General features: G+C 74.0%; 19 protein-coding genes. 7 read left to right on the top strand and 12 right to left on the bottom strand.

The window, feature by feature from the left end; genetic code table 11:
• Positions 1-68: 68 nt before the first annotated feature.
• The 3 genes from IEY96_RS18685 to IEY96_RS18675 all read left to right on the top strand — a co-directional run bounded on the left by IEY96_RS18685 (position 69) and on the right by IEY96_RS18675 (position 2,500).
• On the top strand, positions 69-647 hold the full coding sequence (locus IEY96_RS18685; RefSeq protein WP_189196070.1) for a helix-turn-helix transcriptional regulator: 579 nt from the start codon (positions 69-71) through the stop codon (positions 645-647).
• A 26-nt stretch (positions 648-673) separates the two neighbouring features.
• On the top strand, positions 674-1,834 hold the full coding sequence (locus tag IEY96_RS18680; protein ID WP_189196069.1) for a hypothetical protein: 1,161 nt from the start codon (positions 674-676) through the stop codon (positions 1,832-1,834).
• 75 nt (positions 1,835-1,909) lie between these two features.
• Entirely contained in the window at positions 1,910-2,500 is a 591-nt protein-coding gene (locus IEY96_RS18675; protein WP_189196068.1) for a pyridoxamine 5'-phosphate oxidase family protein, read from the top strand.
• Between the two features lie 11 nt (positions 2,501-2,511).
• Here the strand turns inward: IEY96_RS18675 and IEY96_RS18670 are convergent, their stop codons facing one another.
• Positions 2,512-3,993 (bottom strand): peptide MFS transporter, encoded by a 1,482-nt coding sequence (locus IEY96_RS18670; RefSeq protein ID WP_189196067.1) that lies wholly within the window; start codon positions 3,991-3,993, stop codon positions 2,512-2,514.
• A gap of 221 nt (positions 3,994-4,214) precedes the next feature.
• On the opposite strand from IEY96_RS18670, the gene IEY96_RS18665 reads away from it, so the two are divergent.
• The gene (locus IEY96_RS18665) at positions 4,215-4,556 is read left to right on the top strand and encodes an RNA polymerase-binding protein RbpA (protein WP_046564157.1); all 342 of its coding nucleotides are present in this window, start codon (positions 4,215-4,217) and stop codon (positions 4,554-4,556) included.
• Positions 4,557-4,624: 68 nt separating this feature from the next.
• On the opposite strand, the gene IEY96_RS18660 is transcribed toward IEY96_RS18665, so the two are convergent.
• From IEY96_RS18660 to lnt, 3 genes are read right to left on the bottom strand one after another with little or no spacing between them, the layout of a single operon-like run.
• Complete coding sequence (locus IEY96_RS18660) at positions 4,625-5,149, bottom strand: FxsA family protein (RefSeq protein WP_189196066.1); 525 nt, start codon at positions 5,147-5,149, stop codon at positions 4,625-4,627.
• A 56-nt stretch (positions 5,150-5,205) separates the two neighbouring features.
• Positions 5,206-5,994 (bottom strand): polyprenol monophosphomannose synthase, encoded by a 789-nt coding sequence (locus IEY96_RS18655; protein WP_189196065.1) that lies wholly within the window; start codon positions 5,992-5,994, stop codon positions 5,206-5,208.
• A 26-nt stretch (positions 5,995-6,020) separates the two neighbouring features.
• Complete coding sequence (gene lnt, locus IEY96_RS18650; RefSeq protein WP_189196064.1) at positions 6,021-7,625, bottom strand: apolipoprotein N-acyltransferase; 1,605 nt, start codon at positions 7,623-7,625, stop codon at positions 6,021-6,023.
• Positions 7,626-7,803: 178 nt separating this feature from the next.
• Between lnt and IEY96_RS18645 the strand changes: the two genes are divergently transcribed.
• Complete coding sequence (locus IEY96_RS18645) at positions 7,804-8,289, top strand: hypothetical protein (RefSeq protein ID WP_189196063.1); 486 nt, start codon at positions 7,804-7,806, stop codon at positions 8,287-8,289.
• 449 nt (positions 8,290-8,738) lie between these two features.
• Here the strand turns inward: IEY96_RS18645 and IEY96_RS18640 are convergent, their stop codons facing one another.
• Together IEY96_RS18640 and IEY96_RS18635 are read right to left on the bottom strand one after the other, a co-directional pair.
• On the bottom strand, positions 8,739-9,152 hold the full coding sequence (locus tag IEY96_RS18640; protein WP_189196062.1) for a (R)-mandelonitrile lyase: 414 nt from the start codon (positions 9,150-9,152) through the stop codon (positions 8,739-8,741).
• 26 nt (positions 9,153-9,178) lie between these two features.
• Positions 9,179-10,201, bottom strand: coding sequence for a zinc-dependent alcohol dehydrogenase family protein (locus IEY96_RS18635; protein WP_189196061.1), 1,023 nt, complete (start codon positions 10,199-10,201; stop codon positions 9,179-9,181).
• A 205-nt stretch (positions 10,202-10,406) separates the two neighbouring features.
• Here IEY96_RS18635 and IEY96_RS18630 point away from each other — a divergent pair, with 205 nt between their 5' ends.
• Entirely contained in the window at positions 10,407-11,300 is an 894-nt protein-coding gene (locus tag IEY96_RS18630) for a helix-turn-helix domain-containing protein (protein ID WP_189196060.1), read from the top strand.
• 35 nt (positions 11,301-11,335) lie between these two features.
• Here the strand turns inward: IEY96_RS18630 and IEY96_RS18625 are convergent, their stop codons facing one another.
• From IEY96_RS18625 to kdd, 6 genes are all read right to left on the bottom strand, one after another.
• Positions 11,336-12,670: a glutamate mutase L gene (locus IEY96_RS18625; RefSeq protein ID WP_189196059.1), complete on the bottom strand. Its 1,335-nt coding sequence runs from the start codon at positions 12,668-12,670 to the stop codon at positions 11,336-11,338.
• A 58-nt stretch (positions 12,671-12,728) separates the two neighbouring features.
• Positions 12,729-13,121 carry a 3-aminobutyryl-CoA ammonia lyase gene (gene kal, locus IEY96_RS18620; protein WP_189196058.1) on the bottom strand — a complete coding sequence of 131 codons (393 nt, stop codon included), beginning with the start codon at positions 13,119-13,121 and terminating at the stop codon, positions 12,729-12,731.
• Positions 13,118-13,870, bottom strand: coding sequence for a lysine 5,6-aminomutase subunit beta (gene kamE, locus IEY96_RS18615; protein ID WP_189196057.1), 753 nt, complete (start codon positions 13,868-13,870; stop codon positions 13,118-13,120). The genes kal and kamE overlap by 4 nt, the downstream gene beginning before the upstream one ends.
• Positions 13,867-15,426: a lysine 5,6-aminomutase subunit alpha gene (gene kamD / locus IEY96_RS18610; protein ID WP_189196056.1), complete on the bottom strand. Its 1,560-nt coding sequence runs from the start codon at positions 15,424-15,426 to the stop codon at positions 13,867-13,869. Before kamD ends, kamE begins: the two co-directional genes overlap by 4 nt.
• A gap of 73 nt (positions 15,427-15,499) precedes the next feature.
• The gene (locus IEY96_RS18605) at positions 15,500-17,074 is read right to left on the bottom strand and encodes an amidohydrolase (RefSeq protein ID WP_189196055.1); all 1,575 of its coding nucleotides are present in this window, start codon (positions 17,072-17,074) and stop codon (positions 15,500-15,502) included.
• 5 nt (positions 17,075-17,079) lie between these two features.
• The gene (gene kdd, locus IEY96_RS18600; protein ID WP_505837331.1) at positions 17,080-18,141 is read right to left on the bottom strand and encodes an L-erythro-3,5-diaminohexanoate dehydrogenase; all 1,062 of its coding nucleotides are present in this window, start codon (positions 18,139-18,141) and stop codon (positions 17,080-17,082) included.
• Between the two features lie 143 nt (positions 18,142-18,284).
• On the opposite strand from kdd, the gene IEY96_RS18595 reads away from it, so the two are divergent.
• Positions 18,285-19,691 carry a KamA family radical SAM protein gene (locus IEY96_RS18595; protein WP_189196054.1) on the top strand — a complete coding sequence of 469 codons (1,407 nt, stop codon included), beginning with the start codon at positions 18,285-18,287 and terminating at the stop codon, positions 19,689-19,691.
• The last annotated feature ends 26 nt before the right edge of the window (positions 19,692-19,717 follow it).

Genomic DNA, 19,717 nt, shown 5'->3' with positions numbered 1-19,717 from the left:
CCCGCCATGCTCGGGTCGGGTGGACCCCCGGGCCGAGCGTCTTTGCGGAAACCGCAAAGATGGCGAGCATGGAAGCCGACCTCGCGGAACTCCTCGACGGCATCGGGCCCCGGCTGCGCGCGCTGCGCCGCGACCGCGGGCTCACGCTGGAGTCCCTCGCGGCCCAGACCGGCATCTCGGTGAGCAAGCTGTCCCGCCTCGAGTCAGGCAAGCGGCGCCCCACCCTGGAGTTGCTGATCCCGCTGGCCCGCGCCCACCGCGTCGCGCTGGACCAGCTGGTGGCGGCGCCGGCCACCGGCGACCCCCGCGTCCACCTGCGGCCCCACCGACGGCGCCGCGGCGGGGTGGTGGTGCCGCTGACCCAGTACCCGGGGCGGGTTCAGGTCTTCAAGCAGGTCCTCGCGCCCCGGGAGCCGACGCTCGTCGCCCACGCCGGTTACGAGTGGCTCTACGTCCTCGCCGGCCGGCTCCGCCTCGTCCTCGGTGACCGCGAGTTCACCCTCTCCCCCGGCGAGGTCGCCGAGTTCGACACCGGCGAGCCGCACTGGTTCGGCCCGGCCGGCACGGACACGGTCGAGATCCTGCACCTGTTCGGGCCCCACGGCGACCAGGCTGTCGTCCGCACCGGGCCGTCGTCGCCGTCGTGACCTCCGGCAACTAGACTTCGCCGCCGATGGACGCCCAGCCCGCCCCCGAGACCCGTCCCTGCGCCCACTGTGGACGGGAGGTGCCGCAGCGCGCCGGCGCGGGCCGGCCCTTCCGGTACTGCCGGGACAACGACGGCGCCTGCCAGCGGGCGTCCCGGAACTCCCGGATGCGCCACCGCAACGCCCCCGGCCTGCCCGGGCAGGTGGCCCGCACCTGGGAGGCGGTGGACCGGCTCGACCAGATCGTGGAGACCCTCACCGACGCCCTGCACGCCGAACTGTCACCGGCCGGAGTGGAGCGGCAGCTCGCCGAGGTCCGCGCCGAGACGGCCGCCCAGGTGGCGGCGGCGCACACCGAACGCGACGAGGCCCGGCGCGACGCCGACGACGCCGCCGCGGCGGCCGCCCGGGCCCGCCAGGACGCCCAGGCGGCGGTGGCCGACCGCGACGCCGCCCGGGAGCAGGCCGACCGCGCCGAGGCGGCGTCCCGTGCGGCCGCCGACCGGGCCCGCCACGCGGAGGCGGCCCGGGACGAGGCCCGCGGCGAGGCCGGCGCGGCGCAGGCGCTGCGGGTGCAGGCCGAGCGGGACCGCGACGCCGCCCGCCACGAGCTGCGGACCGTGCGGGCCGAACGCGACGGTGAGCGCCGCCGGGTCACCGACCTGACCGCCGAACGCGACGCCGCCCGGGTCGACGCCGAGCGGGCCACCCGCTCGGCCGGCGAGGCGCTGGAGCGGGCCGAGGCGCTGCTCGCCGAGGCCGACCGCGCCCGCGCCGACGCCGAGGCGGCCCGCGGCGAGACCGACCGTGCCCGTGCCGCCGCCACGGCGGCCCGCGCGGAGGTCGACCGCGCCCGCGCGGAGGCCGCGGAGGCGCAGCGGGCCGGGCAGGAGACCGCCGAGCAGGCCCGCGCGCACGCCGAGGCGGCGCGGCGGTCGGAGCAGGAGGCACAGGCGACCCGGCACCAGGCCGAGGCCGCGCGGGAGGAACTGGCGGCCCGGACCGCGCAGCGGGACGCCCTGGCCGCCGACCTGGCGGCCGCGCGGCAGGCCACCGCCGCCGTCGAGGCCCGGCTGGCCGCCGCCGAGGCCGACCGCGACGCCGCCCAGCGGCGGGCCGGTCAGCTCGCCGACCAGGTGAGCGACCTGGCCAGCGCCCTGGCCCGGCTCGGCGCCCGGGCCGGCTGACGCCACCGGTGCGCCCGACGGCCACGGGCTGGGACGGGTCAGCGGGAGGTGGCGGCCGGCGAGGATGATCAGGGCGTGGGAAAGACGTACGAGCGCATCGACGGCCGGCTGCGGACCTTCATCGAGACCCAGCCGATGTTCTTCACGGCCACCGCCCCCCTCGCCGGCGACGGCACCGTCAACCTCTCCCCCAAGGGCCTGCGCGGCTCGTTCGCGGTGCTCGACGAGCTGACCGTCGCCTACCTGGACTTCGCGGGCAGCAACGCCGAGACCGTCGCGCACCTGCGGGAGAACGGCCGGATCACGCTGATGTGGTGCGCCTTCACCGGCCCGCCGAACATCGTCCGGGTGCACGGGCGGGGCGAGCCGGTGTTCCGCGACGATCCCCGCTGGCCGGAGCTGCTGGGCCACTTCCCCGACATCGAGCCGGGCCAGCACGGCCTGCGGGCGATCGTCGTGGTCCGCGCCGAGCTGATCCGCGACACCTGCGGTTACGCCGTGCCGCTGATGACCTACGAGGCCGACCGCGACCTGCACGGGCGGCGGTTCGCCCGGGAGGACGACGCCTCGCTGAGCGCGTACTTCGCCGGCAAGGAGCACGTGGCCACCAGCATCGACGGGCTGCCCGGCCTGCCGCTGCCGCTGCCGCCGACCCCGGCGCGCTGACGTGCCGCCGGTCAGTGGATGCCGGCCATCAGTCCCCGGATCTGCCGGGTGAACATCACCGCGGCCAGTCCCAGCACCACCGAGGCCAGGCCGAAGGTCAGGAAGTACGTCGGCTCGGACCAGCTCTCGGCCAGCCGGGCCACCTGGCCACCGATCGCGTCGCCGACGGCGGTGGCGAGGAACCACAGGCCCAGCATCTGGCTGGCGTACTTGACCGGGGCGAGCTTCGTGGTGGCCGACAGGCCGACCGGGCTCAGCGACAGCTCACCGGCGACCTGGATGGCGTACACGGCGACCAGCCACCACGGCGAGACCAGGTCGCCGCCGACGGCGGCCTGCGCGGCGGCGGCCATCAGCACGAACGACAGGCCGTTGAGCACCAGGCCGACGGCGAACTTCATCGGCGTGGACACCCGGTGCCCGAGCTTCAGCCACAGCCAGGCGGCCAGCGGCGCGCCGATGATGATCAGGATCGGGTTCACCGACTGGAGCCAGGACGCCGGGAAGGTGAAGCCGGCCACGTTCCGGTCGGTCTGGTCCTCGGCGAAGATGTTCAGCACCGACCCGGCCTGGTCGTAGATCAGCCAGAACGTGGCGGCGAAGACGAACAGCCACAGGTACGCCTTCATCCGGCTGCGCTCGGTGGCGCTGATCTCCCGGTCGGTCAGGATCCGCGTGAAGTACGCGATGGTCACCAGCACGGTGACCAGGGTGAGCAGGTTGACCACGGTGTTGACGGTGAACAGCCCGATCAGGGCGAGCACGGCCAGCACCACGAGCACCGCCACGGTGACCACGGCGATGCGGGTCAGCGCCCGCCTGCGGTCCGCGCCGAGCAGCGGGTCGGCCGGCCGGGCGCCCGCGTCACCGAGGTTGCGCCGGCCGAGCACGTACTGGAGCACGCCGAAGGTCATGCCGATCGCGGCCGCGCCGAAGCCCAGATGCCAGTTGATCTTCTCGCCGAGGAAGCCGGTGATCAGCGGGGCGATGAACGCGCCCAGGTTGATGCCCATGTAGAAGATCGAGAACCCGGCGTCGCGGCGCGGGGAGTCCCGGTCGTAGAGGTCGCCGACCATGGTGGAGATGTTGGGCTTGAGCAGGCCGGTGCCCAGCACGATCAGGGTCATGCCGGCGAACACGCTCCACCGGGCCGGGACGGCCATCACGTAGTGCCCGGCGGCGATCACCACACCGCCCCAGAGCACGCTGCGCCGCGCGCCGATCAGCCGGTCGGCCACCCAGCCGCCGGGCAGCGCCATCAGGTACACCATGGCGTTGTAGGTCCCGTAGACGGCGTTGGCGGTGGACTCCCCGATGCCCAGGCCCTCGTCGGCGACCGACGCGGTCAGGTACAGCACGAGGATGGCCCGCATGCCGTAGAAGCTGAACCGCTCCCACATCTCGGTGAGGAACAGCGTGGACAGCGCCCGGGGGTGACCGAAGAAGGTCTTCCCGCCGGGGGGCCGGGCCTCGACCGGCGCGTCACTGGTCATCGTCACCTCCGCACACCAGGAGGCGGCTAACATCCCCGTTGACAGGCGAAACACTCCACCGATTCGGCCCGGCCGGGGACGACCCCGCCGGGCAGCCGTCATGACCGGCTACCCTTGAGGACCCCGACCCCGCGCCGGGCCGTCAGCGTGGCCGGGAATGGGGCGGCGGTGACGGGCCGTTACACCTGAAGACCAGCACCACGAACGAGGGGAAGTCGATCATGGGCGAGCGTATGCTGCGCGGTAGCCGACTGGGCGCAGTCAGCTACGAATCCGACCGCAACACGGAGCTCGCGCCGCGTCAGACCCGCGAGTACCTCTGCGCGAAGGGGCACCAGTTCGAGGTGCCGTTCGCCGTCGACGCCGAGGTGCCGACGACCTGGGAGTGCAAGTTCGACGGCAGCGTCGCCCGCCTGGTCGACGGCAGCGAGCCCGAGCAGAAGAAGGCCAAGCCGCCGCGTACCCACTGGGACATGCTGCTGGAGCGGCGCTCGATCGCCGAGCTGGAGGACATCCTCGCCGAGCGGCTCCAGGAGGTCCGCACCCGCCGCGGTCGCGCCTGAGCACCCGTAACGACACGAAACGCCCCCGAGGATCCCCCCGGGGGCGTTTCGTCATGTCTGTCCGGTCGTCACGACCGGCCGGGCTCGACGATCTCCCCCTCGATGGCGCGGCCCGGCTCGACGACCGGCTGCGGCTGCTGCTCGGGAGTCGGCGCGGCCTGCGGCGCACCCCGGCGCACCCGCACCCGGCGCGGCCCGAACAGGTCACCGGCGACCATCGACGACACCCGGCGCTCGGTGGCCCGGCGCACCCCGGCGCGGGCCAGCCGCCGCACCGGCGGCACCAGCAACAGCAGCCCCACCGCGCCGCTGACCAGCCCGGGCAGCGCCAGCAGCAGCGCCCCCGCCAGGCCCACGAGGCCGTCGGTGACCTGCTGCCCCGGCGGCTGCCGAGACTCCACGGCGGCCCGGAAACCGCGCCAGGCCCGCATGCCCTCCCGGCGCAGCAGCACCAGGCCCAGCAGCGAGGCCGCGAACACCAGCAGCACCGCGAACCCGAACCCGACGCCCCGGCCCACCAGGACGAACACGGTCAGCTCCAGCAGCGCGAGCAGCAGCAGAGCCGGTGGTACGTACTTCAGTCCTCGGCGCATCTCACCTCATCCGCCCGGGGGTGTCATCACGCCCCTCCAGCATGACACGCCCGCGCTCACGGCCACCGGGCCAGCGCGTCGGGGCGGCGCGCCGCGGCCCGCCGGTCCCGCAGCCCCCAGGTGGTGATCCGCCACAGCGCCTCGGCCACGATCAGCGGGCTCATCTTGCTGTCGCCGTGCTCCCGCTCGGCGAAGGTGATCGGCACCTCGACCATCCGCACCCCGGCGCGGTGCGCCAGCCGGGACAGCTCCACCTGGAACGCGTACCCCTGGGAGCGCACCGAGGCCAGGTCGATGGCGTCCAGCGCGGCCGCCCGGTACACCCGGTAGCCGCCCGTGGCGTCGGAGACCGGCACGCCCAGCGCGAGCCTCGCGTACAGGTTCCCGGCCCGGGACAGCAGCAGCCGCCGCAGCGGCCAGTTCAGCACCCGCGCGCCGCGGGTCCACCGGGAGCCGATCACCATGTCGGCGTCACGGGCGGCGTCCAGCAGCGCCGGCAGGTCCTCCGGGGCGTGCGAGCCGTCGGCGTCCATCTCCACGACGGCGTCGTAGCCGCGCTGGCGCGCCCAGGCGAAACCGGCCAGGTAGGCCGCACCCAGCCCCTCCTTGCCGGGACGGTGCAGCACGTGCACCTGCGGGTCGGCGCCGGCCAGCCCGTCGGCGATGGCGCCGGTGCCGTCGGGGCTGTTGTCGTCGGCCACGAGGACGTCCACGCCCGGCGCCGCCGCCCGCAGCCGGGCGACGATCCGGTCGACGTTGTCGGCCTCGTTGTAGGTGGGAATGACCACGAGGACCCGTCCCACCCCGGGATGGCCGACCGTACGCCTGTCGGCTACCAAGCCCACCGTGTACCGCCTCCCCGCTGGTCGTCCTAGTCCGGGTCGACCTCCCGGCGGCGGCGCAGCACGGCCGCGCCGGCCAGGGCCGCGACGGCGAGCGCCGCGAGCGCCACCTCCGGCCACACCCCCGCCGTGGTGGCCGGGGTACGCCCGTCGCCGAGCCGCATCTGCCGCACCACCACCGCGGCGGTGTTGAACCCGGTCGCCCCGTCTACCCGCCCGTCGGGGGAAACGAACCCGGACACCCCGACCGTGGAGGCCATCAGCGCGGCGCGACCGTGCTCGACGGCACGCAGCCGGACCATCGCCAGCTGCTGGCGGGCCTCGGCCACGTCGAAGGTGGCGTTGTTGGTCTGCACCACGAGCAGCTGCGCGCCGCCGGTGACGGTGTCCCGGACGATGCCGTCGTAGGCGACCTCGAAGCAGATCACGTCGCCGAGGGTGGCCACGCCGGTGTCCAGCACGCCGGGGGTGCTGCCGGGGACGAAGTCGGAGCGGACCCGGTCGACCTCGGAGCTGACCATCCGGGCGATCTCGCGCAGCGGCACGTACTCGGCGAACGGCACGGGGTGCCGCTTCGTGTAGAGCTGGTCCAGGTCGGCGCCGCTGCCCGGGCGCCACAGCAGGCCGGCGTTGCGGACCTGACCCTCGCCGGGGCCGAGCAGCACCGCGCCGACCAGGATCGGCGCGCCGATCGCGTCGGCGGCCTGGCTGATCCGCTCACCGGCGCCGGGGTTGCGCAGCGGGTCGATGTCGCTGGAGTTCTCCGGCCACACCACCAGGTCGGGGCGGCGTTGTGTGCCCGCGGCGACCTGTTCGGCCAGTTTCAGGGTGGCGTCGACGTGGTTGTTGAGCACCGCCTGCCGTTGGGCGTTGAAATCCAGCCCGAGGCGGGGCACGTTGCCCTGGACAATGGCGACGGTGACGGTGTCGCCGCCGCCGCGTACCCCGGCCGGCACGGCGGGGCCGGCGGCGAGCACCGCGGCGAGGGCGGCGGCCAGCCCGGCCACCGGCCGCCACAGCCCGACGGGGCGGCGCCAGTCCCGCCAGGCGAGGGAGAGCAGGATCCCGCCCGCGAGGGCGACGGCGAAGGTGACCAGCGGGGCGCCGCCGAGCGCGGCCAGCCGCAGCAGCGGGGAGGTGTCCTGGCTGAACGCCAGCCTCCCCCACGGGAACCCGCCGAACGGGGTGCGGTCGCGCAGCGCCTCCTGCCCCACCCACAGCAGCCCGGTGACCAGCGGCCACGCCGCGCGGTGCCGGTCGACCAGCGGGGACACCCAGGCGGTGGCGGCGCCGAGCAGCGCCAGGTAGCCGGCCTGCAGCAGGGACAGCAGCAGCCACGGCAGGTAGCCGGTGTGCAGGTTGGTCCACTCCAGCAGCGGCGCGAACAGCGCCACCCCGGCGAGGAAGCCCAGCCCGGCGCCGGCGCGCAGCCGCCGCCGGTGCGCCGCGGCGGCGAGCAGCGCCACACCGACCGGGGCGAGGGGCCACAGCCCGTACGGGGGGAAGGCGACAAGCAGCGCCAGACCGGCCAGCAGGGCCGCCGGGACGGCCAGTTTCAGCGGCAGGGGACGCCCACCGTCGCCCGGGCGTGCCCCGTCGGTGGCACGCGCGTCTTCCCGGTCCAGCGTCGTCACCGGCACCTCACCACGATCACGCGCCGAAGGCTACCCGGCGGGGACGCCCGTCGGCCCGTCCGGGCCGGGCCACCGCGGCAGCCGGATGACCGGCGGGCCATCCAGGGATTTACCTGGTTGAGCGGTGGTACATCGGCGGGCGGGGTCGACCCCCGAGGGAGGTGTCCGGTGAGACGACGTGCTGCACCGCGGCGACCAGCACCTGGCCCGCAGCAATCCGCTCACCGGGGACCAGTGGACCCGAATCGACGTACGCAAGGTCGATCCGGCGCGACGAGCCCGCCTGGAGCGGTTCGGCGACCCGGCCCACGCCACCGACCTGTTCGCCGGCATCGCCTCCGCCGAGCCCGTCGGGACCGGCCGCTACCGCGGCACGCTGGACCTCACCCGGGTGCCGGACCCGGGGGTGAGCGTCCTGGTGGACGAGAAGCACCTCGGCATCCTCACCGCGCAGCAGCGGGCGGCTGTCCCGTTCGAGGCGACAGTTGACGACCAGCAGCGGCTGCTCGGCCTCCGGTTCACCATGCCCGCCGCGGGCGGCGAGCCGGAGCGGTCGGCGGAGATCAGCTACTCGGAGCACGGGTTCAAGCCGGATCTCGGCGCGCCGTTCGAGGGCCGGATCGGTCCCGCCCCGGCCGCCGTCTACGAGGTCCTCAACGGATGAGCCGCGGCGACGAAAATCGGGGCGCGGCTCGCGCCGCGCCCCGATGCTCCCAGGCCCTTCCCGGCCGGTGGGGCGAAGGCGATCGGCGCCGACCTTCGGACCGACCCGACGTGGACTGGCTGCCCCCGCCTGGCCGTTGTCTACTGGCCGTTCCTCTCACCCTGCCCGTACACCGGTAACCGCGGCCGGTTCGCGCCGCCCCGCCGACCCCCGCCCGCTGGACCTGGCCGCCGCAACCTTCCGGTCGCTCGGCCAGCGGACGAAGGGACGAAGCGAACAGCAGCCGCTTCCCGTGGTAGGACTCAAAGACGGTACGGCGTGCACCCCCGCCGCTGTCAACCCACCCGGGCCTGTCGTGTGTTGCGACACGGCGTGTCGCGTCGGCGCGTCTCGATGCGAACGTCGGTTTCCCGACGGTTTCGGACGGTCGGGCCGGACATGCGGGGCGGTCAGGCGTCGCCCTGGTTCGCGGTCTGGTACTGCCCGTCGGGGAGGGGTTCCAGCCAGGTGGTGGGGTCCTGCCCGCCGGGCAGCGCCTCCAGCATGGCAAGGTGGCTCATGAACGTGTCGGCGGTGGCGCCGTGCCAGTGCTCCTCACCGGGCGGGCAGATGACGGTGTCGCCGGCGCGCACCCGCAGCACCGTCCCGTCGCGGGTGCCGACCAGCCCCACCCCCTCGGTGACGTGCAGGGTCTGCCCGACGGCGTGGGAGTGCCAGTGGGTGCGGGCGCCGGGGGTGAAGCGGACGAGGGCGACGGTCATCCGTGACGGCTCGGCGCCGTTGTAGATCGGGGTCAGGTAGACGTCGCCGGTGAAGTTCCGCGCGGGCGTCTTCACGGTCGGTTTGACGGGCTTCAGTTCCATCGACGCTCCTTGAGGTGCGTGGGTGGTCACGGGCGCAGCAGGGCCTTGATCGCGCGGCGTTCGTCCATGGCCCGGTATCCCTCGGCGGCCTGGTCGAGGGGCAGGTCGAGGTCGAACACCCGGCCCGGGTTGATCGTGCCGTCGCCGATCAGGCGCATCAGCTCCGGCAGGAACCGCCGTACGGGCGCGGGGCCGCCGTGCAGGTGCGCCAGGGACCAGAACAGCTCCATGCCGGGCACCGCCACGTCGTGGGTGACGCCGACGAACCCGACGTGCCCGTTCGGGCGGGCGCAGTGGATGGCCTGCATCATCGACTCCTGCGTGCCGACGGCCTCGACCACGGAGTGCGCGCCGAGCCCACCGGTCATGTCCTTGATCCTGGCGACGCCCTCGTCGCCGCGCTCGGTGACGATGTCGGTGGCGCCGAACTCGCGGGCGAGCTGCTGCCGGGATTCGTGGCGGCTCATCGCGACGACCCGCTCGGCGCCCAGTTGCCGGGCCGCGAGGACGGCGAGCAGGCCGACCGCGCCGTCGCCGACGACCGCGACGGTCTTGCCCGGGCCGGCCTGGGCGGCGACCGCGGCGAACCAGCCGGTGCCCAGCACGTCGGAGGCGGCCAGGTAGCTGGGAATCAGGTCGGCGGGCGGCACCTCGGGCGTGGCGACGAGGGTGCCGTCCGCGAGGGGCACCCGCAGGTGCTGCGCCTGCGAGCCGAGCATGCCCATCGGCACCCGGTGCACGCAGGCGGACTGGTAGCCGTCCCGGCAGATCTCGCAGGTGTTGTCGGAGGCCCAGAACGAGCCGACCACGAACTGGCCCGGCTTGAGGCTGGTGACGTCGGCGCCGACCTCCTCGACGATGCCGACGTACTCGTGGCCCATCGGCGTGGGGCCCTCCACCTTCTGCACCCCCCGGTACGGCCACAGGTCCGAGCCGCACACGCAGGTCGCCGACACCCGGATGACGGCATCGGTGGGTTGCTCGATCCGCGGGTCCGGGCGGTCCTCCACCCGGACGTCGCCGGGTGCGTGCATGACGACGCCACGCATGATGTTCTCCCTTGCCGATCAGTGATCGTTTGAGGTGCTCCCCGTGAGCCCGGTGGTGAGCCGACTCCCGGAGTGCCCCGACGGCGGGCGCCTAGTCCCGCTCGGGGACCAGGAAACCCCGTTCCGGCGCCGGCAGGGAGTGCCTGATGAGGGGTGTACCGGCAGTACATGGCTGCCGCGGCGCACGCCGCGTACGGTCGAGCGCGTGGACAACCATGACCAGGTCCGCGACTTCCTCGTCTCGCGGCGCGCCAAGATCACCCCGGAGCGGGCCGGCCTGCCGGCCGGCACCCGACGCCGGGTGAAGGGGCTGCGCCGCAGCGAGGTCGCCGCGCTCGCCGACGTCAGCGTCGAGTACTACGCCAAGCTCGAACGTGGCCACCTTGCCGGCGTCTCTCCCGGTGTCCTCGAAGCCGTCGCCCGCGCGCTGCAGCTCGACGACGCCGAACGCGCCCACCTGCTCCACCTGGCCCAGGCGGCGGAGGGCTCCGACGCCCTTGCCCGGCCACGCCGGCGGGCGGGCCGGCACACGCCGCTGCACCGCAGCCTGCAGTGGACCCTGGACGCGATCACCGCCGGCCCCGCGTACGTCAGCAACGGCCGCCTGGACCTGCTCGCCACCAACGAGCTCGCCCGCGGCTTCTTCAGCGACATCTTCACCACCGGCGGCCCACCGGCGCCGAACCTGGCCCGCTACCAGTTCCTCGACCCGGCCGCGCGCCGCTTCTACCCGGACTGGGAACTGATGGCCGACGTCACCGTCGACGTGCTGCGCACCGAAGCGGGCCGTGACCCCCACGACAAGGACCTTCACGACCTGGTGGGCGAATTGTCCACCCGCAGCGACGCGTTCCGCACCCGCTGGGGCGCCCACAACGTCCGCCGGCACGGGACCGGCACCAAACGCTTCCACCACCCGGCCGTCGGGGACCTCACCCTGGCCTTCGAGACCCTCGCGATGACCGCCGAACCCGGCCTCTCCCTCGTGATCTACACCGCCGAGCCCGGCACCGCCGCCGAGGACAACCTCCGGCTGCTGGCCTCCTGGGCGGCGTCGCAGGAAGCGGACGCCCGCGGCGCGCGGCTCGCCGCCGAATAGTCCCCGCGGCAGGGGCGCCGAGCGGGCCGGTGCGCTCAGCCGGCGAGGTGCCGGCGCAGCAGGGCGGCCGCCGCGCCGGGGTGGTCGGCGGCGAGCAGCCCACCGGCGGCCAGGACGTAGTCGACGTCGACGACGGCGCGGGCGGCGCGGGGCAGCGGCCACCCGCCGGCGTGGTCGCCCAGCACCGCGGCGAGTACCCCGGCGGCGTCGGCGGGCGCGGCGTGCCGCAGCACCCCGCCGGAGCCCACCATCACCTTGACGTCGCGCAGGTCCCGGCCGGCGCGTTCGCCGGTGGCGGCGCCGCGGGCGTGCCGGCGCAGCGCCACCGTCGCGGCGAGCGCGGCGATGCGCCGGTCGGCGGCCCGGTCGGCGTCGTCGGCGGGCAGGAAACCGGGGTCCGCGGCCCGGACCGCCGCCGCGGCGGCCAGGTCGTCCTCCTCCCCCGCGGCGAGCAGGCGTTCCTCGGCGGCGGCGCGGACCACGCCGGGCGCGCTCCACCGCATGCCGAGGTCCCCCTCGACGGTGCGGGCCCGCCACAGGGTGCCGGCGACCTCCTGGCTGGGGCCGCTGTCCCGCTCGTCGGGGGTGAGCACCGAGTACACGTCGGTGGTGGCGCCGCCGACGTCGACGACGGCCAGGTCCCCGCCGAGGGCGTCGGCGAGGACCTCCACGCCGGTGAGCACCGCGTCGGGGGTGGCGGCCCGCACCAGCCGGGCGAAGCGGCCGCCGCGGGACAGCTTCTTGCCGCCGATGACGTGCCGCAGGAACACCTCCCGGATCGCGGCGCGGGCCGGCGCGGGGGTGAGCACCCCGATGCGGGGCAGCACGTTGTCGGCGGCGGTGACCGGCACCTTCGCCGCGGCGAGCAGGGCGTGCAGGGCGTCGCGGACGTCGGCGTTGCCGGCGAGCACCACCGGCACCCGCCAGCGCGCCCGTGCCAGCCGGGTGGCGTTGTGGGTGAGGGTGTCGGCGTCGCCGCCGTCGGTGCCGCCGACGAGCAGCACCACGTCGGGGCGGGCGGCGCGCAGCGCCGTCAGGTCGGCCGCGCCGAGCCGCCCGGCGGCCACGTGCACCACGTTCGCCCCGGCGGACAGCCCGACCCGCCGGCCGGCCTGCGCGGTGACGAGGGGCTCGTAGCCGATGACGGCCAGGCGCAGCCCACCGCCGGCCGACGAGCAGACGTACCAGGGCACGTCGCCGGCGGTGAGCCCGGCGGTGGCGGCGCCGACCGCGGCGTCCAGGCCGTGCAGCACGTCGGTGCCGACGGTGGTCGGTGCGGCCGCCGCGCCCACCAGCCGGCCGCCGTCGAGGTCGACCACCGCCGCCTTGGTGTACGTCGACCCGACGTCGGCGCAGACGGCGAGGTTCACGCGGAGCTGTCCTTCATTCGCGACTGCGGGGCTCGCAAACCCGGCTCACTCCTCGCGCTCACGCCGCGGGGGGTACGACCACCGTGCCGGTGGCGGTGACCGCCACGATCGGCTCGGCGAGGACCTCGGCGGCGGACTCGGACCTGTCGGGGCGGCCCCGGCACACCACCCGCGCGGCGAAGTCGATGGTGCGGCTGCGGGTGCCGACCCGGGTGACGGTGGCGACGACCTCCAGCACGTCACCGGCCTTCATGGGCGCCTTGAACTGCACGTCGGAGTAGGAGGCGAACAGCCCCTCGTCGCCGTCGGTGCGGATGCACACCTCGGTGGCGACGTCCCCGAACAGGCCCAGCGCGTACGCCCCGTCGACCAGGTTGCCCGCGTAGTGGGCGTGGGAGTACGGCACGTACCGGCGGTGGGTGACGGTCAGGCCGACCCGGGAGTCGCTCATGCTCTCGCCTTCTTCTCGGTGATCAGGGCGTGCACCAGGTAGCTGGCGACCTCGCCGGGGGTGGTGCCGCGACCGAAGATCCGGTCGACGCCCAGCTCCCCGGTCATGGTCTCGTCGAAGCGGGGGCCGCCGACGATGAGCAGGGGCCGCTTGCCGGCGGGCATGGCCTCCCGGAACGCGGCGGACATCTCCCGGGTGTTGTGCAGGTGCGCGTCGCGTTGCGTGACCACCTGCGAGACCAGCACGGCGTCGGCCTTCTCCCGCCGGGCCGCCTCGACCAGTTCCGGGACGCTGACCTGCGCGCCCAGGTTGGTGACCTTCAGTTCCCGGTAGTACTCCAGGCCCTTCTCCCCCGCGATGCCCTTCACGTTGAGGATGGCGTCGATGCCGACGGTGTGCGCGTCGGTGCCGATGCAGGCGCCCACCACGGACAGCTTGCGCCGCATCCGCTGCTTCACCGCCGTGTTGACCTCCTTGGCCGACAGCAGCGGGAAGTCCCGTTCCACCACCTGCACCTTGTCCAGGTCCACGAGGTGGTTCACCCGCCCGTAGACCACGAAGAAGGTGAACCCGTCGCCCATCTGCTTGGCGTGCACCAGCATCGCCGGGTCGATGCCCATCTTGTTGGCCAGCTGCACGGCGGCGCCCTCGGCGCGCTTGTCGTGCGGCACGGGCAGCGTGAACGACACCTGCACCATGCCGTCGCCGGTGGTGTCCCCGTACGGCCGGACGATCTTCTTCTCCGTCATGCCGCCTGCTCCAGGACGTCCGTGGCCGGGTTGTAGTAGTCGGCCTCGTGCTTCGCGACGCCGTCGAGGCCCTTGCCCCGGTCCGCGGGCCGCTTCATGATCCCGAAGGTGCCCTCGGCGATCGCCGTCAGCAGCGACTGGTCACCGATGCGCTCCAGCAGGTCCACGGCCTCACCGAGCACCCGGTGCGCGCGCTGCTGGATGAACCCGCCCGGCGCCGGCACGAAGTCCTCGTGCAGCCCGCCGGCGGCGCCCAGCACGTACCGGACGTTCTGCAGGGCGATGTCCCGGTCCGACAGCCACGGCGTCACCACCGCCTCGGTCATCATGCCGACCAGCAGGATGCCCTGCCCGGTCATGGTGCCCACCAGGTTGAAGAACCCGTCGAGCAGGTTGCCGCGGAACACGTCCCCGGTCATGTGCTTCGTCGGCGGCATCCACTTCAGCGGCGCGTCGGGGAACAACTCCCGGGCCAGCAGCGCATGCGCCAGCTCCAGCCGGAACGACTCCGGCAGGTCCGGGTTGATCTCGAACGCGTGCCCCAGGCCCAGCTGCCAGTCCGCCAGCCCCGCCTCATGCGCGAAGTACTCGTTGAGCAGCTGCGACACCGTCACCGTGTGCGCCTCGTCCACCGCGTCGGCGGTGGTCAGGTAGTTGTCCTCACCGGTGTTGATGATGATCCCGGCACGGGCGTGCACCTGCCGGGAGAACCGCTGGTCGACGAACGTACGGATCGGGTTGATGTCGCGGAACAGGATCCCGTACATCGAGTCGTTGAGCATCATGTCCAGCCGTTCCAGGCCGGCCAGCGTGGCCATCTCCGGCATGCACAGACCCGACGCGTAGTTCGTCAACCGCACGTACCGGCCCAGCTCCCGCGACGACTCGTCCAACGCCGCCCGCATCAGCCGGAAGTTCTCCTGCGTGGCGTACGTGCCCGCGAAGCCCTCCCGGGTGGCGCCCTCGGGCACGTAGTCCAGCAACGACTGCCCCGTGGACCGGATCACCGCGATGATGTCCGCCCCCGCCCGCGCCGCCGCCTGGGCCTGCGGGATGTCCTCGTAGATGTCGCCGGTGGCCACGATCAGGTAGATCCACGGCCGCTGCTTCGGGTCCCCGAACCGCTTCACCAGCCGGTCCCGCTCCGCGCGCCGCCGGTCGATCTGCCGCACCCCCGCGGCGACCGCCCTGCGGGCGGCCTTCCGGGCCGCCGTGGCGGCCTTGCCCGTCGGCTGGGTGAACCGCACCGACCCGGCGGCCGCCTTCTGCGCCAGCAGCGTCACGTCGGCGATCTGCTCCCGCGCCAGGGCGTCGAACACCGGCGCCGCCACCCCGTGACCCAGACCCACGTCGGCCACCACCGCGTCCACGAGGCGGTTCACCCACGGGATGCCGTCCGGGTCCGCGCCGGTCACCCCGGCCAGCCGCAGCACCGCCCGCTCCACCGACACCGTGGTGTGGCTGCGCGCCAGATCCACCACCGGCTGCCCGGCCCGGCGCGCCAACTCCCGCGCCCGCGCCACCAGCGCCGGATCCAGCCCAAGCTTGCCTGTCACGCCGTCACCTCGCTGCGCTCGGCGACGCCGTGCCGGCGCCTGTGCTGTGTCGATGGTTCGCTCGCAAGCTCGCTCACGTAGAAGTGCCTTCCTGATAGATCACGTCACCGCGCAGCACCGTGGCCCGGCACACCGGCAGCGGCGTCGGGTCATCCGCGCCGCGCGCCTCCGGGTCCTCGGCCTGCAACACCGGCAGGCCCCGCTCCACCCCGGCCGGGGTGTCCCACACCGCGAACGTCGCCGGCGCGCCCAGCGCCAGGACACCCTCGTTGTCCAGGTGCACCGCCCGCCACCCGCCGCGGGTGTGCGCCGCGAACGCCGCCCGCACGCTCATCCGCTGCGCCGGGTTGTGATGCGCCGCCGCCGCCCGCACCGACCCCCACGGGTCCAGCGGCGTCACCGGCGAGTCCGACCCGAACGCCAACGCCACCCCCACCCCGTGCATGGCGCCCATCGGGTTCGACTCCAACGACCGGTCCAGACCCAGCCGCGACTCGTACATCCGGCCCGCGCCACCCCACAGCCGGTCGAACGCCGGCTGCATCGACGCCACGATCCCGTACTCCACGAACCCGGCGATCAACCGCTTGCTCATGATCTCCGCGTGCTCCACCCGGTGCCGGGCCGCCCGCAACCGGTCCACGCCCACCTTCCGCGCCGCCTGCGCGAACCCGTCCAGCACCGTGCCGATCGCCGCGTCCCCGATCGCGTGGAAACCGCCCTGCAGACCGTGCGCCGCGCAGTCCAGCAGATGGTCACGCACCTGCTCGACCGTCACGTACCCGTGCCCGCACGCCCCCGGCTCCCCGTCCAGGTACGCCGCCGACACGTGCGCCGTCCGCGAACCCAGCGCCCCGTCGGCGAACAGGTCACCGCCGGCCCCGACCGCACCCAGCTCCCGGGCCCGCGCCGCGCCCAGCAGCTCACCCCAGTACCCGTACACCTCCGGCACCCCCGCCCCGGAGATCGCCAGCAGCCCGGTGAAGTCCTCCTCGTCGGAGATGCCCGGACCACCGCACTCGTGCACCGCCGCGATGCCCAGCGACGCCGCGTGCTCCAGCGCCCGCCGCTGCGCCGCCACCCGCTGCGTCCGGGTCACCGACGCGAACGCCGCCGCCCGCACCACGTGGTGCGCGTCCCGACGCAGCCAACCCGACGGGTCGTACCCCGCCGCGGCCGCCGCGTCCGGACAGGCCGCCAGCAGCGCCGCCGACACCAGCGCCGAATGGATCGACGCCTGCGACAGGTACACCTTCCTGCCCCCGGCCGCCCGGTCCAGCGCGGCCGCGTCCGGCAACGCCCGATCCGACCAGGTGGACTCGTCCCACCCGTGCCCGAGCACCACGGCGTCGGCGGGCAACGTCGCCGCGAACGCCGCCACCGCCTCGCACACCGAACCCGCCGAGTCCGTACCCGACAGGTCCAGCCCCGACAGGGCCAGCCCCGTGTCGGTGGCGTGCACGTGCGCGTCCACGAACGCCGGCGTCACCAGCGCCCCGCCCAGCTCCACCACCCGGTCGGCGGCCGGCGCGTCGGCGTCGGCGCCCAACCAGGCGATCCGCCCGTCACGCACCAGCAACGCCGTCGCGCTCGGGTCGGCAGGACAGTGCAGCACTCCGCCGCGGTACAAGATCGAGGGGTTCGTCATGATGTTCAGTCTGCCGCCAACCGGGCCTCGAACAGACGACGCACCCCCGGCTCGGCGCGCAGCAGCTCCAGCGCCACCTCGGCGTGGCCCGGCACGTACCCGTTGCCCACCAGCATGGTCACGTCCGCGGCCAGGCCCTCCGCGCCCAGCGCCGCCGCCGCGAAGCTCGTCGCCATCGAGAAGAAGATCACCGTGCCGCCGTCCTCGGTCGCGAGGACCGCCCCGTGCTCGCAGCCCGGCACGTCCACGCAGACCACCGTCACGTCCGCCGGCGCGCCCAGCGCCGTGGTCACCGCCGTCGACAGGCCCACCGGGTCCCGGGCGTCGGCCAACGCCACCACGTCCGCCAGCCCGGCCGCTTCGAGGGCGTCCCGCTCCGCCGCCACCGGCACCACCCCGACGGTACGGCCGGCCCCGGCCCGCCGCGCCGCCGCGAGAGACAGCGAGCCGCTCTTGCCCGCGCCGCCGATCACCGCCACCGTCACCGGACGCCCGTCGTCCTCGCGGCGGCGCCGCGCCACCTGCTCGGCCACCACCCGCGCGGTCAGCGCCGGCGCCCCGCACACGTCCAGCACCGCCAGCGACAGCTCCGGGTGCAGGTCACCCGGCAGCACCGCGGCGATCGACCGGGCGAACAGGATCGCGTACCCGTCGCAGGGCACCTGCTCGCTGCGCCCGTCCCAGCGGGCCAGCCCGTCGAGGATCGTCAGCGGGGTCAGCGTCAGCGACACCAGGGTCGCCACCCGGTCACCCGGCCGCAGCCCCAGCGGGGACCGCTTCCCGGCCTCCTCCACCGTGCCGATCAGCATGCCACCGGAGCCGGTGACCGGGTTCTGCATCTTCCCCCGGGTCGAGATGATCTCCAGCACCTCGGCGCGGACCTTCTCCCCGTCGCCGCCGTGCTTCTCCGACAGCTGCCGGAAGCTCGCCGCGTCCAGGTTCAGCCGCTCGACCCGGATGCGCACCTCGTTCGCCGCGATCCGCGGGTCGGCGTCCAGCCGCCACGCCGCCTGCGGCAGCACCCCCGCCGGTTCCACGACTCGGTGCAGACCCACCGGTGACGTCACGCCGACCCCCTATGTCCAGCCGCCCGAACCCTCGGCCAGGGCTCGCGTCGCGGGAAAACTTCCGGCAGACTAATTTCTTCACCGGATATTTTCCAGTAGCCTTCAGGATCGCTGATCACCCGCACCACATGTCAGGAGGGGCCGTGACCCAGACCCAACCGGTTGAGACCATCCCTCAACCCCGTCACGCCCCGGTCGCCGTACCGACCGCCGGGCAGCCGTACGAATACCGCCGCAGCCCTCTGGTCGAACCCGACTGGACCCGCTTCCCGGGCTGGCGCCACGTCACCCGCGAGCAGTGGGAGAACGCCCAGTGGCAGCGGGTCAACTGCGTCAAGAACATCAAGCAGCTGCGCACCGTCCTCGGCGACCTCGTCGACGAGACCTTCTACGCCGACCTCGAGGCCGACCAGAAGGCCCTGGCCACCATGTCGATGCTGGTGCCCCCACAGATGCTCAACACCATGGTGCCGTTCGAGCCCATGACCACCGAGGCGTTCCTCGCCGACCCGGTCCGCCGCTACATGATCCCCGTGGCCTCCGACCGGCGCACCGACTGGCCCTCACACCCCTACGCCAGCCGCGACAGCCTCCACGAGCACGACATGTGGGTCGCCGAGGGGCTCACCCACCGCTACCCGACCAAGGTCCTCGCCGAACTGCTCTCCACCTGCCCGCAGTACTGCGGCCACTGCACCCGGATGGACCTCGTCGGCAACTCCACCCCCGCCGTCGACAAGCTGAAGCTCACCCTCAAGCCCGTCGACCGCTACGACGCCCACATCGGCTACCTCAAGGCCCACCCCGGCGTCCGTGACGTCGTCGTCTCCGGCGGCGACGTGGCCAACGTGCCGTGGAAGAACCTCGAGTCCTACCTCATGCGGCTGCTCGAGATCGAAACCATCCGCGACATCCGGCTCGCCACCAAGGCCCTCATGGGCCTGCCGCAGCACTGGCTCCAGGGCGACGTGGTCGAGGGCCTCGAACGGGTGGCCCGCACCGCCGCCCGGCGCGGCGTCAACCTCGCCATCCACACCCACGTCAACCACCGGCAGTCCATCACCCCGCTGGTCGCCAAGGCCGCCCAGACCGCCCTCGACGTCGGCGTCCGCGACGTGCGCAACCAGGGCGTGCTCATGCGCGGCGTCAACGCCACCAGCGCCGACCTGCTCGACCTCTGCTTCGCCCTCCAGGGCGAGGCCGGCATCCTGCCGTACTACTTCTACATGTGCGACATGATCCCCAACGCCGAGCACTGGCGGGTCCCCATCTGGCACGCCCAGCAGCTCCAGCACGACATCATGGGCTACCTGCCCGGCTACGCCACCCCGCGGATCGTCTGCGACGTCCCCTTCGTGGGCAAGCGCTGGGTGCACATGCTCACCGAGTACGACCGCGAGCGCGGCATCTCCTACTGGACCAAGAACTACCGCACCTCGATCGAGTCCGCCGACCTCGAAGCGCTCAACAAGCGCTACGCCTACTACGACCCGATCGACACCCTGCCCGAAACCGGCCAGTCCTGGTGGGCCGCCCACCGCGACGACTGATCCGCACCACCCCGTCGCCCCCGCGA

Origin of the sequence: Micromonospora fulviviridis (assembly GCF_014648395.1) — a bacterium.
GTDB lineage: Bacteria > Actinomycetota > Actinomycetes > Mycobacteriales > Micromonosporaceae > Micromonospora > Micromonospora fulviviridis.
Note: the sequence above shows the minus strand (reverse complement) of the source record. Positions and strands in the feature narration are given on the sequence as shown.